A 13,738-nucleotide genomic window follows, 5' to 3' on the forward strand; every position below is an offset into this window, starting at 1 on the left:
TGAATAACAACAAGGAGTGAACCTGATGTCTTCCCTTGATCCTGTTTTGATGAGCCGGATATTAACTGGCTTAACATTGTTCGTTCATATCATACTAGCCACAATCGGAGTAGGTATTCCTGTGATGCTTGCTCTAGCGGAATGGCGAGGCATACATACAGGTGATGGGCATTATACGCTGCTTGCCCGTAGGTGGGCGAGGGGGTATGTCATCACCGTAGCGGTCGGTGTCGTGACGGGCACAGCAATCGGGCTTCAGCTCAGCCTGCTGTGGCCAACATTTATGCGCGTGGCGGGCAAAGCGATTGCGCTCCCGCTATTTTTGGAGACGTTCGCTTTTTTTGTGGAGGCCATTTTTCTAGGAATCTATCTATACACCTGGGACCGGTTCAAAAGTAAATATACGCATTTACTGCTGCTCATTCCTGTAGCCATCGGCGCTTCCGCATCCGCAATTTTCATTACGAGCATGAATGCATTTATGAATCAGCCGCAAGGCTTTGATCTGGTAGACGGGGTGTTCACGAATATAAACCCGTTTGTTGCTATGTTCAATCCGGCTACGCCAACAAAGGTAAGTCATGTGCTGGCTTCTGCCTATACGACCAGTGCTGCCGCTTTGGCGAGTATTGCCGCTTATAGTTTATTGCGGGGAAACAAGCACGATTACTTTAAAAAGGCTTTAAAGCTGACGGTCATTTCCACGTTTGTTTTTGCCGTAGCAACGGTAATGATCGGTGATTTCTCCGGAAAATTTCTGGCGAAGTACCAGCCTGAAAAGCTGGCGGCAATGGAATGGCACTTTGAGACTATGAAACAGGCCCCGCTCATTTATGGCGGTGTATTGGACGAGAACCGGGACATTAAATATGCGCTGAAAATTCCGTATGCGTTAAGTATCTTGGCAGGAAACCATCCGGATATCGAGGTTATCGGCCTGAATGAATTTCCGGAAGACGAACAGCCGCCGCTCATGATTCATTATTTCTTCGATTTAAAAGTAACGAACGGCGTTTTGCTTGTCGCGATTCCGCTTCTGTATATGTTCCGCAAATGGCTTCCAGGTAAGAAAGCTTACCCGAATTGGTTGCTCGTATGCATTTTGGCGCTTGGTCCAATGGCCTTGGTAGCCATTTGGCTTGGCTGGTTTTTGGCTGAAATCGGCCGCCAGCCATGGATTTTGCGAGGGTATATGAAGGTGGCGGATGCGGCGACAACCTCATCGAATGTGGGTTGGATGCTGCTGCTATTCATTCTACTGTATTTGGTGCTGTCGGTGTCTGCCATCCGGGTACTTAGCAAGCTGTATCGCAACAAAACTGCGGAGGAAGAGCTTGCGATGCTTGGACTGAATAGCAAGGGAGGCAGCGGACAATGAGCTACGGATTGGTGGCTATCTCAATTCTTTGGACGTTTCTATTCGGTTATTTAATTGTAGCGTCTATTGATTTCGGGGCTGGATTTTTTAGCTTTTACAGTGTGATGACGGGGCATGAGACTAAGATACACAATATTATTCAAAGATACTTATCACCTGTATGGGAAGTTACGAACGTGTTTCTGATTTTTTTCGTTGTTGGACTGGTCGGATTTTTTCCGGATGCGGCGTTCTATTACGGTACAGCGCTGCTCGTTCCCGGCAGTCTGGCTACTGTGCTGCTCGCCATCCGGGGAGCCTATTACGCTTACAACACCTACGGTAGCAGCAAAGAGAATAACAAAATCTACATGGCCCTATACGGAGCAACGGGGCTGTTGATTCCGGCTGCACTATCCACGATTTTGGCCGTCTCAGAGGGCGGAATCATATACATGGCAGACGGCAAGGTGCAGATGGATTGGTTAAGCTTTTTCATGAACCCGTATACATGGTCTGTAATTCTGCTGGCTCTAGTAAGTGTCCTGTATATATCTGCGATGTTCTTGTCTTACTATGCGAAGAGAGCTGGAGATGAGGTCGCATTTGGTGTTGTCCGGGGGTATGCATTAATCTGGAGCGGACCGACGATCTTGTTTTCATTTTTTGCCTTTTTAACGTTAAACAGGCAAAACCCCGAGCACTTTCGGGCCATGCTCGATATGTCATGGATGTTTGTCGCATCCTTCCTTTGCTTCCTATTTGCTGTTTATGCCGTTTGGAAACGGAAATGGCTAGGCCTGTCTTTTTTTATGGTAATACTGCAGTTTGCTTTTGCCTGGTACGGATATGGCCGTTCACATTTGCCGTACGTGCTGTATAAATATATCAATATCCATGAGAGCGTTACGAACGATACGATGGCTATTACCTTGATCACGGCATTTGTCCTCGGTCTGCTCGTGCTGATTCCATCACTGATCTTGCTGATGCGTCTATTTTTGTTTGATGCGAACTACATTCTTGGCAAATCCGGCAAAAAGGGGTGAGAGAAATGGATGATTTCGCTATTTTTATCGCGCCCATGCTGACGGTGTTGGTCTCTGTAGCTTTCATGGTGGTGTACGCAATGAAATATAAAGATCCGTCAGAATAGTATGAACACAGTACCACCGTATGAAAAATGGGGGATGAAATTGTGAGCTCAGTTGAGCACTCGTGAAAAAATGGGGTAAAATAAAAAGTAATGGAAGGAGGAGGCAGAATGCCAAAATTCCGCTATAACAATATCGATAATGTCAGTACAGATAAAACATTAAAACAGTTCAGGCAATGGCGTGACGAACGGCGTAACAAGAAAAAAGATTATTCGTACGTCATACCGAATCTGGCACCCGATCTCGAATATTTACACGGAAACCGGCATGAAACCTCCGTTACTTGGGTTGGGCATGCGACATTTTTCATCCAATATGAGGGCTTAAATATCGTAACTGATCCGATATGGGCACGCAGGATGGCGTTCACGAAACGCCTGGGAGAGCCAGGGCTTCCGATCGCCGAAATTCCGACACTGGACATTATTCTCATATCGCATTCCCACTATGACCATATGCATATCGCCTCGATACGTAAGCTGTATCGGACTGAGACGACCATTGTTGTTCCCGTTGGTCTGCGGCGTAAAATGCTCAGCAAAGGTTTCAGACGTGTGATTGAGCTAAAATGGTGGGAATCGACGACGATTGGCGGCGTTACCATAACATTTGTTCCAACTCAGCATTGGACACGGCGCACACCGTTTGATACGAACACTTCCCATTGGGGAGGCTTTGTGTTGGAACCGGAGCTTCAGCAGAAGGAGACACGTAATGAGGAGGCGGATTCGCAGGATACCTCTCGTGTTCTTCCGCCGAATTTGTATTTTGCCGGAGACAGCGGCTATTTTCCAGGATTTAAAGAAATCGGTAACCGATTTAATATTCATATAGCGCTTATGCCAATCGGAGCCTATGAACCTGAATGGTTTATGACCTCGCAGCATGTTACTCCGGAGGAAGCATTACAGGCGTTTTTGGACGTGAAGGCCGAGACGATGATTCCGATGCATTATGGTACGTTCCGACTCGCAGATGATACGGCGCAGGAAGCGTTGGAGCGGATGGAACTCGAGCGTAAGCGTCTGGGAATTGGAGAAGAGCAGATTCGTATTCTAAAGCATGGCGAGACCTTTAAGGTGCAGCCGGAGCGGAGGAAAGTAGAATCCTCATGACATGTAAGTAAGTTTTAGCAAGCTTCAGAAACCTTCTGATGCCTGTCAGTCGGGCAGGTCATCTCAGGAGGTTTTTTCCTTTTATATGGGCCTTTATTACTCGGAATGCGTCATAATGACGTATTTGAGCGGTAAGGCTTCGTTAAAAGGGTTTCTTATGCTATAATGTGCTGGGAAACCAATAGTATAAAAGGATGGTAATGCTTAATGATCAGTACAAGCGGGATTACGCTCCGCTATGGCAAACGAGCACTATTTGAAGATGTAAATATAAAATTCACTCCTGGCAACTGTTATGGCTTGATTGGAGCCAACGGTGCGGGCAAGTCCACTTTCTTGAAGATCCTGTCCGGTGAAATCGAACCGAACCAAGGCGAAGTTCATATGACACCGAACGAACGGATGGCTGTCCTCAAACAGAACCATTATGAGTATGATGAATATGCGGTTCTGGAGACCGTTATCATGGGTCACTCACGCCTTTACAAGATCATGAAGGAGAAGGATGCCCTTTACGCTAAAGCTGATTTTTCCGAAGAGGATGGCATGCGTGCCGGTGAGCTGGAGGGTGAATTCGCAGAGTTGAACGGTTGGGACGCTGAGCCGGATGCGGCTGCACTCCTGATCGGTCTTGGTATTCCACGTGAACTTCATGACAAGAAAATGGCAGAACTCAGCGGTAACGAAAAGGTTCGTGTCCTTTTGGCACAAGCCCTGTTCGGCCGCCCGAACAACCTGCTGCTTGATGAGCCTACCAACCACTTGGATCTGGAGTCTATTCAATGGCTCGAGAACTTCCTAATGGATTATGAAGGCACCGTTATCGTTGTATCCCATGACCGTCACTTCCTGAATAAGGTGTGTACGCACATTGCGGATATCGATTTCGGCAAAATCCAGCTGTATGTCGGTAACTATGACTTCTGGTATGAGTCTAGTCAGCTGGCGCTTCAGCTTCAACGTGAGTCAAACAAGAAAAAAGAAGAGAAGATCAAGGAACTCCAAGCCTTTATCCAACGTTTCTCGGCAAATGCTTCGAAATCGAAGCAGGCGACATCCCGTAAGAAGCAGCTTGATAAGATTACGCTGGATGACCTTCGTCCGTCGAACCGTAAATATCCGTTCCTTAACTTCAAGCCGGAACGTGAAGCAGGTAAACAGCTTCTGACGGTAGATGGCATTACGAAGACGATGGAAGACGAGAAAGTACTGGATAACGTCAACTTTGTCGTAAACAAAGGTGACAAGATTGCTTTTGTCGGACCGAACAGTCTGCCGAAGACAACGTTGTTCCAGGTTGTTACCGGTGAAACGGAAGTAGAAGCCGGGGAATTCAGCTGGGGCGTAACAACGACTCAGGCGTACTTTCCGAAAGACAACTCCGTTTATTTTGACGGTGTGGACATGAACCTGGTAGATTGGTTGCGCCAGTACTCCAACGATCAGGATGAAACGTTCCTGCGCGGTTTCCTCGGACGTATGCTGTTCTCTGGTGAGGAAGCGCTGAAGAAGGCGAGTGTTCTGTCCGGTGGTGAGAAGGTCCGCTGCATGCTGGCCAAAATGATGCTGAACGGTGCGAATGTGCTTATTTTTGATGAGCCTACGAACCACTTGGACCTCGAGTCTATCACGGCGCTGAATAACGGATTGATCGATTTCGACGGTACGATCCTATTTACATCGCATGACCATCAGTTCATTCAGACCATTGCGAACCGGATTATTGAGATTACACCGAACGGAGTTATCGACCGTGCGATGAGTTATGATGAATATCTGGAGAGCGAAGAGATCAAAGCCCTTCGTGAGAGCATGTATCCTGCTGAAGCCTAATATATTTGCATACAAGAAGTAATACTTTCTTAGATTTTGAAAAAAGCTGCACCCTTCGTTTGAAGGGGCAGCTTTTTTTGCGTTAAGCGGTGTTGTTACGATCCGCCGGTACGACGGCGCTGGTTGTTCGGCTTTTTGTTGTTTTGGCTCTTCATTTTTTGCGTAGTACCGGGCTGATATGAACCCTGTTTGCCAGATGAATTTTGCTGTTTCTTCTGTTCCAGCTTCTGACGGATCGCATCGGCCAGACTCACCTTGCGTGAATCGTTATTTTCCGACATGATGGCTTCCTCCTCGGATTATGAGTTGTCCTCATTTTATTCGTTTTTAAAACGAACGGCAAGGGTAACAATAAATATATTCGGTTATGAGCCTGCTTTTTACCTTAAGCAACTCTGTTTCTCCCGTCTTACAAGGTTTCTCTAGTCTCACAAGGTTTCTCTAGACCCACATGGTATGCCTTTGCTAGGATAGTTAAGGAAGTTTTGAAGCGGCCCTTAGTAAGAAGGAGAAGCAGCGAAGGAGAGACATGCACGGTGAATGTATATGAGGATATAAAAAAGGGAGAGCGCGGAGCGTGGATCAGCATTGCGGCTTACCTGATACTATCTGCGTTCAAATTAATCAGCGGTTATCTATTCGCTTCGAGTGCATTGTTAGCTGACGGTTTTAACAACCTAACGGACATTGTGGCCTCGGTTGCTGTACTGATCGGTCTGAAAATATCACGGAAGCCTCCTGATTCGGATCATGCCTATGGGCATTTCAGAGCCGAGACGGTAGCGGCACTAATCGCCTCATTCATTATGGCTGTGGTCGGAATACAAGTGCTGGTTGAAGCGATCGGTTCCTTTTTTGAGGGAAGTAAGGATACACCAAACCTATGGGCAGCCGGTGTGGCAGGGGTGTGTGCTGTCGCTATGTTTATCGTTTACAAATATAATGTCAGACTGGCAACTCAGATTAACAGCCAAGCTCTGATGGCTGCGGCGAAGGACAACCTTTCAGATGCAATGGTCAGTATAGGCGCGGCTGTAGGTATTATTGGAGCCCAATTCGGGCTTCCTTGGCTGGATACGGTTGCGGCACTCGGAGTTGGATTGCTGATCTGCAAAACCGCGTGGGGAATCTTCCGTGATTGTACGCATAGCCTGACAGATGGATTTGATGAGCAGCGGCTATTGGATCTCCGGAGGACCATAGCACGCACTCCCGGTGTTGAAGGAATCAAAGATGTGAAAGCCAGAATTCATGGTAATCATGTGCTGGTCGATGTTGTCGTTGAGGTTGACCCGCAATTAAGCGTTATTGAGGGACACCAAATCAGCGACACCATTGAAGAGCGAATGGTGAAATTTCATAACATTATGAACGTTCATGTTCATGTGGAGCCGAAGGACCTATAGGGCCTTATCGTACAAATAAAAAAAGGACTGCAGTGATTGCAGCCCCTTATTGGGATTAATTATCGCCCATGAAGATCCAATATTTACCGATCCAGGTGTAAACTTCAACCCACTCACCGTCCGCAACCACTTGCGTGCTGGTCCTAGTTGAATCGATTATTTGAGGTGCCAGAACACCTTGGATGGTTCCGTTTGGCATATCATAGAAGTAAGTTTTCTTGGTGAGCTGAATGAGCTTCATAGGAATTAGCGGAAAATCTTCCGCTTTAATGGTGGGCTCTTTAAATTGAAAATAAGTTGAAGTTGTTGCGGTAACCTCAACTTCCAGAGTCGTTGTAGTCGTAGTGGTAGATTGAGTTGTTTCTACAGTTTCAACCGGATCGGCTGCTGCTACCGCCGCCATTGATAGAGCAAGGCTGAGTACTGCTGTAACGCTTAGAATTTTTTTCATAGTTTGTCTCCTCCTGAATTTGGATGTAATATGTAACGACATTAACGATATAACCATTATAAAGGTAAAATGAACCAATTAAGAAGGAATATTTTTAAAATTAACAATAATAGTAAAATTTTAAATAAGCTGTTGCTTGTGAGTTGCGTGACAAGGAGGACGGATTCAGATATACTTTTGGACGAGTATTCATGATCGATTCATGCGATACATACTCGGAGGAGGGAAGCCGAATGAGTCGCCGCAAAAAGAAAGGCGGCCGGATCCTGCTTGGGCTATTAATGCTTATTATCGTCGTTGTTGGAGCAGGGATCTGGTATGTGACGCCGACAAAAAGCTTGGATTTAAATTATCGTTCAATCGATGTGAAAGACAAAATCATGAGCATGTTGGAAACGCGCCAACCGCAGATGGTTTTGAATAAAGACGAAGTAGCGCAGATGAGCAAGAAAAACCTGATCAAATATTTGAGCACACATGATGTCGGCGTGGATATAACAGGTGCCGATTTCCAAATGAATGGCGAAATGATGAAGGCAGAAGTGAACGGGAAGTGGGGCGTATTGCCTTTTGGAGCCACTTTGCAATTCCATATGACTTCGAACGGAAGCAAGCTTATACTGGAGCATCAATTCACGAAAATCCGTAGTGCGGACATTCCGTTGTCCATCTTTAAGTTGGAGCCCATTGAAGTATCATTGAAGGACGATCTGCCTGACATTGTTACGGTTAAGGAAGTTGATTTTTTGGAAGAAGGCATGAAGCTGACGTTTAAGATCGATTGGCTCTCCATTCCGTCGTTATGGTGAATGTATAAAATTCTAAAAGTAGAAATGTTCTTAAAGTAGATTTATCTCAAAAACAAAGTATGCCATCCGAGGACTCATCCTTGGGTGGCATACTTGCTTTAATGGTCTAAGTGTACTTCTTGAAAGCGAAAGTCAGCCCATGTAAACACTTTTGATGAATTTATTGATACGTCTAACGTCTGAATGGCGGCTACAATGATCAAACATGATGGGATAAGTAATGTTGTATGTTATACAACATTGAATGAGCAGAATGCCCGAACCTACTGATATTGTTGTAGATTCTACAACAATCCTTTCTGGAATGGGGTAAATAAATGATTCCCTATCCCTATTATTGTATTGAATACAACAACCCTTCCTTCGATGCTATATCTCGGAATAAAGTTGCACTTTATACAACACTTACTGAAGCCTGTTGGATGAAGACGATTCGTACATGTGGCAACTTATAACGGATAACAGATAACGGATAACTGGGGCGCCCAGTTGTTTATTCTAACCTTTTTAAAGCGGAGAGCTGGAACGAATCGATCATTCTGTACTTTGTTTCGTGCCGGACAGATTCTTTGGATAAGATGACTCAGACGCTTCAGGAAAATCAAAAGCCCATCAACGAATTAAGCTTTGAAGTGAAGCAGACGATCCGCAACACGAATAATATAACTGTGGACATCCTGTCCATATTCCCGACAACTGGTCATATCTCAACTTCTCTCGGTGAGCCTGATTTCAAGGCCGAGGATGGAGATGTGTACGTATAGGATCATCAAGCCATTAAAGTTTTTATAGATCGAAGTTCCGGAGATATTATCGGTGTAGATTTGTTTTTTGATTTCAGCGAATAACCTGTTTCAATTGTTTGAAATAAGGTTAAATAATCTAGAGCTACAACCCTTCGAAAGATTTCCGGGACGGGAAATAGGTCTTAACACATAGATAAGGAATGGGACGAATACCGCCTCATTCCTTATCTATGTTTTTAAATAGGTGAAATATTCATGGAGTGGAGTATAGTATAATAGTTTAAAAAAAGGATTTCTGCGCATTGAGAGTAACGTTAAGGAGAGAGTTATGAGAATACTAATTGTTGATGACAATCCGACTAACGTCATAATTATCCGAGAAATCTTAAAGAAAGAACAATATCGTGATATTGTAACGGCGTCTTCAGCTCTGGAAATGCTGGACGGCCTCGGCATCAGAGAACGTACCACGGACCTTCGTCCAAAGCGCGTTGATATAGATTTAATACTGCTCGATATGATGATGCCGGAGATGGACGGAATTGAAGCCTGCCGGATCGTACAGCAGTATGATCATTTAAAAGATATTCCGATCATTATGGTGACAGCCGTCGGCGATTCCAAAAAGTTGGCCGAAGCGCTTGATGCCGGAGCTGTCGACTATGTAACCAAGCCTATTAATAAAGTGGAGCTTATGGCGAGAATTCGCTTGGCGCTTCGCTTGAAGCATGAGAAGGATTGGCATAAGGAGAGAGAACAGCGAATCCAGGATGAATTAAAGCTGGCAGCCATGGTTCAGAATGCTGTGCTGAGTTCTCCCATTGAAGAGGAGCTCTTTGAGGTTCACGCCCTGTACCAGCCATCAGCCGAGTTGGCCGGTGATTTGTATGCGTGGTATCCACTGGGTGACGGCCGATATGGCATTATACTGCTTGATATGATGGGACATGGAATTTCCTCGTCTCTTTTCTGTATGTTCATTGCCTCGGTTTTGAAAGACACAGTTACCACTTATGTGGAACCTGAGAAGGTTATACAGGAATTAAACCGCAGGTTTAATCAGCTCCATCTTGGTGATCAATTGATTCAATATTATTTTACTGCAATTTATCTGGTCGTGGATACACGCATGAAACGGGTCGATTACGTTAATGCGGGCCATCCGCCGGCGCTATTCTTTCAGCAAGATGGTTTGGTGATGACGCTGGATCAGGGCTGCTACCCGGTAGGACTGTTTGACCGCATTGATGGCATGGAACCGCGCAGCTTCTATTATGAAGGTAACGCTCATCTTGCGATGTATACCGACGGTATTCTGGAACTAGTTGAGGGCAGCCATGAGGATAAGCTTGATTATTTGAAGCAGCATCTAGGCGGCTCTAGCGAGTGGAGAGAAGATGAAATGAAAGAGCAATTTTTTATAGATAATCCTGCCGGGGAGCGTGAAGATGATAAATGCCTCGTATGGGTAACACTTAAAGAAGAAGGAGTGGGGGGGACGGATCAAGCTTAAATTTATGCTCGTGGATGATGATATCGGAATGTGTTCGCCCTCTCAAGTGTGCTTGAAGGCTATAACATGGAAGTATGCGCGTGTGGCTGTATTCGTAAGTGATACTTTTGGGTAATGAATAATGGATATAAAAATGTTAAAGGGAGAAAGTCGGTAAAGATTAAATAGTATTTTTAGGAGGATTCCATGGGGGTTCACGATCCGATTCATATTTTGCTTGTAGATGATCGCCCTGAGAATTTGCTTGCACTGGAAGCGGTGCTCGGCAGTGAACAGTATACGCTTGTCAAAGCAACTTCCGCGGAAGCAGCGTTAAAATGTCTCTTGAAATATGAGTTCGCCGTGATTGTACTGGATGTTCAGATGCCGGGCATGGACGGAATTGAAACGGCGCGGCTCATAAAGGCGAGAGACAAGACAAAAGATATTCCTATCATATTTATTTCGGCTAACAGCAAGGAAGTGGAACATCTGTTTAAAGGGTACTCTGCCGGAGCTATTGATTATATGGTAAAGCCCTTCATCCCCCAAATTTTGAAATCTAAGATCGAGGGATTTGTGGATATATTCCTGACAAATAAAAGGCTGAAAACCCAATCCATGCTGCTTCACCAGAAGACGCAGGAACTGGAGAAAATCAATCATGAGCTGGTACAGGCCAAGGAAGCAGCAGAAATTGCGGCCCAAGCCAAGACGGAGTTTCTGGCGATGATGAGCCATGAGATTCGTACACCTATGAATGGAGTTATCGGTATGATTGATCTGTTGATGGAAAGTGATCTTCAGGATGAACAAAGGGAATATGCAGATATCATTCGCAACAGCGCTGATGCGTTGGTCTCGATTATTAACGATATATTGGACTTTACCAAAATGGAGTCAGGAAAAATGGAGCTGGAAGAGCATCCGTTTGAGCTGAGATTGTGCGTGCAGGAAGTGGTTGGTCTCTTTTCGGCTGAGGCCAACAAAAAAAATCTGGAGCTTCTCTATTTCATAGAAGATCAGATCCCGCGCATAGTTTATGGCGATATAGGGCGTCTGCGTCAGGTGCTGATGAACCTTGTTTCCAATGCGGTTAAGTTCACTAACCAAGGCGGGGTATATTTGGTTATTTCACTGATTGAGCGAGAGGACAAAACCTTAACTCTTGAATTTATCGTAAAAGATTCAGGAATAGGCATTTCAGCGGACAAGATGGACAGGCTCTTTAAACCATTCACGCAGCTGGATTCTTCCATGACCCGTAAGTATGGGGGGACTGGGCTCGGCCTGGCCATCTGTAGGTCACTGGTGCAGATGATGGGAGGGGAAATCCGGGTCGAATCCACTGAAGAGATGGGAGCAACGTTTGTCTTTACCATTAAGGTTCATAAGCATGAAGAGGAAGATCAGCTGCTAGGTCGGGATAAGCTACCTTTCGAGATCCATCCCTATCCCATAGGCAAAAGTCGATAATGAACATCCACCATGCCCAATTGTCCCAATATTACTGATGAATCTGGTTTGCTGAGTTGTTTCAACACATAGAATAACGGGTTATTTGTAAGGAAAACAAATTTTGGGAGAGAGTGTGTCTATGAATACAAACAATAATGATAAGTTTAATGCTAAGACTCACATGAACGACAGTGTATGCACCGTGTTTTTAAGCGGCGAACTTGACTTGTCCGTTGCACCTGATTTTCGAATGGTGATGGAACCTCTTGTGAGCAATTCCCAAATGGATTTGATCGTCAATTTGAAGGGAATGACATATATAGACAGTACGGGTATCGGAATTCTGTTGTCTATTTTAAAAGCAAGACATGGTATGGAAGCCCGCTTTGCCGTTGAGGAAGTTCCTCAGCAAATCCAGAAGCTGTTTGACATGACTGGTATTGCGAAGTTCTTTGCCCCCCAAGAGAATTCCGAATAGGAAAGGAAAGGAAAGAAAAGAATGAATGCTGAAGGACAGAAAATAACTCTTAATTTACCTGCCAGTGCGGAATATGTTGATATCGTTCGATTGAACTTATACGGAATAGCTTCGAAAATGGGCTTCACTTATGAAGAGATTGAAGATATGAAGGTAGCTGTATCAGAAGCTTGCAATAACTCGATTTTATATGCTTACGGACAAGATGGCGGAATGGTGGAAGTCGTGTTTGATGTCACTAGTGAATCTTTATCCATCACAGTTAGAGACGAAGGGGAGAGTTTCGAAAGTGATGGTAATTTAGACAGTCGTGAGACCCTCCATGATAAGGAGCTCAGTGAAATCCAGATTGGGGGCCTTGGTTTTTACTTGATGGAGGCGCTCATGGATGAAGTGAGTGTCACAAACCAGAAAGGGAAGGGAACACAAGTTATTCTTACCAAACGGCTTGCGAAAAGTGAGGAGCCGGTATGAACGAAAAAGTGACTCCCCCAGAGTCCAGGGATGAAGCGATTCGTCTGATTAGGGAATATCAACAGACGAAGGATAACGAAATCGCTACCGTCTTAATTCAAAAATATGAACCGATGGTTAAAATGGCTGCGGGTAAAATTGCCCGTAATCGTCCGGACCTTTACGAAGATTTATATCAGGTGGGGCAGATGGCTCTGATTCGGCTGCTTCAGCAGTATGATCTCAGTCTAGGAATTCCATTTGAGCCGTACGCCATGAAGAGTATGATCGGTCATATGAAGAACTTTTTACGCGATAAATCTTGGTATATTCAGGTTCCTCGTCGGATTAAAGAAAAGGGCGCACTTGTTCAGCAAGCTATCGATGAATTGATGGTGAAGCTGGAACGATCGCCTGATATTAAAGAGATTGCGGACTACTTGGATCTGACAGTTGAGGAAACGGTAGAAGTTCTTGCCGGCCGTGAATGCTATCATTATGTATCATTGGATTCTCCATTATCTCAAGAAGAAACGGGTGCTACACTCGGTGAACTGATCAGTTCTGATGTGAACGACTTTGATTCTGTTGAGAAGCGAATGGATTTACAGCAGGCATTAAGTCAGTTGAAGGAGCAGGAGCAGAAAGTGCTGCTCTTGGCATTTCAGGACGGACAATCCCAGCGTGCCATTGCGCAGAAGCTCGGTGTCTCACAGATGAGTGTATCCCGTATCCAGAAGAGAGCAACGGAAAAATTGAAACAAATCATGTCTAATTCATCGTATTGATATGGACAAGCTTCTCTGTATCGGGTGTGAGGACTGGTCTACATAAGGGCACGCTATTCCTGGGGGAAGGATATGCGTGCTTTTTTAATGGAGATAAGAGTATAATTGCCTGCTGATATGTGCTCCTTTTTGTACTATAATTATTAAGCTACGTTTTAGACTTAAATCTTGTCTTATGTTATAGGCAATAATATA

Annotated in this window: 13 protein-coding genes and 2 pseudogenes; 13 read left to right on the plus strand and 2 right to left on the minus strand. The window is 44.9% G+C overall.

What is annotated here, in order from left to right; genetic code table 11:
- The first annotated feature begins 25 nt into the window (after positions 1-25).
- From AC2TF5_RS03705 to AC2TF5_RS03725, 5 genes are all read left to right on the plus strand, one after another.
- A complete protein-coding gene (locus AC2TF5_RS03705) occupies positions 26-1,378 on the plus strand; it encodes a cytochrome ubiquinol oxidase subunit I (RefSeq protein WP_491300920.1) in 1,353 nt (450 codons plus the stop codon).
- On the plus strand, positions 1,375-2,406 hold the full coding sequence (locus AC2TF5_RS03710; protein ID WP_491300921.1) for a cytochrome d ubiquinol oxidase subunit II: 1,032 nt from the start codon (positions 1,375-1,377) through the stop codon (positions 2,404-2,406). The genes AC2TF5_RS03705 and AC2TF5_RS03710 overlap by 4 nt, the downstream gene beginning before the upstream one ends.
- Before the next feature lie 5 nt (positions 2,407-2,411).
- Positions 2,412-2,513 carry a cytochrome bd oxidase small subunit CydS family protein gene (gene cydS, locus AC2TF5_RS03715; RefSeq protein WP_491300922.1) on the plus strand — a complete coding sequence of 34 codons (102 nt, stop codon included), beginning with the start codon at positions 2,412-2,414 and terminating at the stop codon, positions 2,511-2,513.
- Between the two features lie 108 nt (positions 2,514-2,621).
- Complete coding sequence (locus AC2TF5_RS03720) at positions 2,622-3,629, plus strand: MBL fold metallo-hydrolase (RefSeq protein WP_491300923.1); 1,008 nt, start codon at positions 2,622-2,624, stop codon at positions 3,627-3,629.
- A 207-nt stretch (positions 3,630-3,836) separates the two neighbouring features.
- Positions 3,837-5,462, plus strand: a complete 1,626-nt coding sequence (locus tag AC2TF5_RS03725; RefSeq protein WP_491300924.1) for an ABC-F family ATP-binding cassette domain-containing protein — start codon at positions 3,837-3,839, stop codon at positions 5,460-5,462.
- A 95-nt stretch (positions 5,463-5,557) separates the two neighbouring features.
- On the opposite strand, the gene AC2TF5_RS03730 is transcribed toward AC2TF5_RS03725, so the two are convergent.
- A complete protein-coding gene (locus AC2TF5_RS03730; protein WP_208917752.1) occupies positions 5,558-5,743 on the minus strand; it encodes a hypothetical protein in 186 nt (61 codons plus the stop codon).
- A gap of 255 nt (positions 5,744-5,998) precedes the next feature.
- Between AC2TF5_RS03730 and AC2TF5_RS03735 the strand changes: the two genes are divergently transcribed.
- The gene (locus AC2TF5_RS03735) at positions 5,999-6,868 is read left to right on the plus strand and encodes a cation diffusion facilitator family transporter (protein ID WP_491300925.1); all 870 of its coding nucleotides are present in this window, start codon (positions 5,999-6,001) and stop codon (positions 6,866-6,868) included.
- A 55-nt stretch (positions 6,869-6,923) separates the two neighbouring features.
- On the opposite strand, the gene AC2TF5_RS03740 is transcribed toward AC2TF5_RS03735, so the two are convergent.
- Positions 6,924-7,319 (minus strand): hypothetical protein, encoded by a 396-nt coding sequence (locus AC2TF5_RS03740; RefSeq protein WP_491300926.1) that lies wholly within the window; start codon positions 7,317-7,319, stop codon positions 6,924-6,926.
- A gap of 233 nt (positions 7,320-7,552) precedes the next feature.
- On the opposite strand from AC2TF5_RS03740, the gene AC2TF5_RS03745 reads away from it, so the two are divergent.
- From AC2TF5_RS03745 to AC2TF5_RS03775, 7 genes and pseudogenes are all read left to right on the plus strand, one after another.
- Complete coding sequence (locus tag AC2TF5_RS03745; RefSeq protein ID WP_491300927.1) at positions 7,553-8,128, plus strand: hypothetical protein; 576 nt, start codon at positions 7,553-7,555, stop codon at positions 8,126-8,128.
- Positions 8,129-8,694: 566 nt separating this feature from the next.
- Positions 8,695-8,805 (plus strand): annotated as a pseudogene (locus AC2TF5_RS03750) (DUF948 domain-containing protein); the annotation flags it as partial.
- Positions 8,806-9,202: 397 nt separating this feature from the next.
- Complete coding sequence (locus AC2TF5_RS03755; RefSeq protein WP_491300928.1) at positions 9,203-10,387, plus strand: PP2C family protein-serine/threonine phosphatase; 1,185 nt, start codon at positions 9,203-9,205, stop codon at positions 10,385-10,387.
- A 186-nt stretch (positions 10,388-10,573) separates the two neighbouring features.
- Positions 10,574-11,797 (plus strand): annotated as a pseudogene (locus AC2TF5_RS03760) (ATP-binding response regulator); the annotation flags it as partial.
- Positions 11,798-11,963: 166 nt separating this feature from the next.
- Positions 11,964-12,302: an STAS domain-containing protein gene (locus AC2TF5_RS03765; protein ID WP_491300929.1), complete on the plus strand. Its 339-nt coding sequence runs from the start codon at positions 11,964-11,966 to the stop codon at positions 12,300-12,302.
- A 21-nt stretch (positions 12,303-12,323) separates the two neighbouring features.
- Positions 12,324-12,776 carry an anti-sigma B factor RsbW gene (gene rsbW, locus AC2TF5_RS03770; protein ID WP_491300930.1) on the plus strand — a complete coding sequence of 151 codons (453 nt, stop codon included), beginning with the start codon at positions 12,324-12,326 and terminating at the stop codon, positions 12,774-12,776.
- Complete coding sequence (locus tag AC2TF5_RS03775) at positions 12,773-13,543, plus strand: sigma-70 family RNA polymerase sigma factor (RefSeq protein WP_491300931.1); 771 nt, start codon at positions 12,773-12,775, stop codon at positions 13,541-13,543. The genes rsbW and AC2TF5_RS03775 overlap by 4 nt, the downstream gene beginning before the upstream one ends.
- Positions 13,544-13,738: the final 195 nt, after the last annotated feature.

This window comes from Paenibacillus sp. JNUCC 34, assembly GCF_058269055.1.

What these genes read in the sequence shown, in the direction of transcription:
- AC2TF5_RS03705 (WP_491300920.1), top strand. Translation starts at nt 26, where the DNA reads ATGTCTTCCCTTGATCCTGTTTTGATGAGCCGGATATTAACTGGCTTA.
- AC2TF5_RS03710 (WP_491300921.1), top strand. Translation starts at nt 1,375, where the DNA reads ATGAGCTACGGATTGGTGGCTATCTCAATTCTTTGGACGTTTCTATTC.
- cydS (WP_491300922.1), top strand. Translation starts at nt 2,412, where the DNA reads ATGGATGATTTCGCTATTTTTATCGCGCCCATGCTGACGGTGTTGGTC.
- AC2TF5_RS03720 (WP_491300923.1), top strand. Translation starts at nt 2,622, where the DNA reads ATGCCAAAATTCCGCTATAACAATATCGATAATGTCAGTACAGATAAA.
- AC2TF5_RS03725 (WP_491300924.1), top strand. Translation starts at nt 3,837, where the DNA reads ATGATCAGTACAAGCGGGATTACGCTCCGCTATGGCAAACGAGCACTA.
- AC2TF5_RS03730 (WP_208917752.1), bottom strand. Translation starts at nt 5,743, where the DNA reads ATGTCGGAAAATAACGATTCACGCAAGGTGAGTCTGGCCGATGCGATC.
- AC2TF5_RS03740 (WP_491300926.1), bottom strand. Translation starts at nt 7,319, where the DNA reads ATGAAAAAAATTCTAAGCGTTACAGCAGTACTCAGCCTTGCTCTATCA.
- AC2TF5_RS03745 (WP_491300927.1), top strand. Translation starts at nt 7,553, where the DNA reads ATGAGTCGCCGCAAAAAGAAAGGCGGCCGGATCCTGCTTGGGCTATTA.
- AC2TF5_RS03755 (WP_491300928.1), top strand. Translation starts at nt 9,203, where the DNA reads ATGAGAATACTAATTGTTGATGACAATCCGACTAACGTCATAATTATC.
- AC2TF5_RS03765 (WP_491300929.1), top strand. Translation starts at nt 11,964, where the DNA reads ATGAATACAAACAATAATGATAAGTTTAATGCTAAGACTCACATGAAC.
- rsbW (WP_491300930.1), top strand. Translation starts at nt 12,324, where the DNA reads ATGAATGCTGAAGGACAGAAAATAACTCTTAATTTACCTGCCAGTGCG.
- AC2TF5_RS03775 (WP_491300931.1), top strand. Translation starts at nt 12,773, where the DNA reads ATGAACGAAAAAGTGACTCCCCCAGAGTCCAGGGATGAAGCGATTCGT.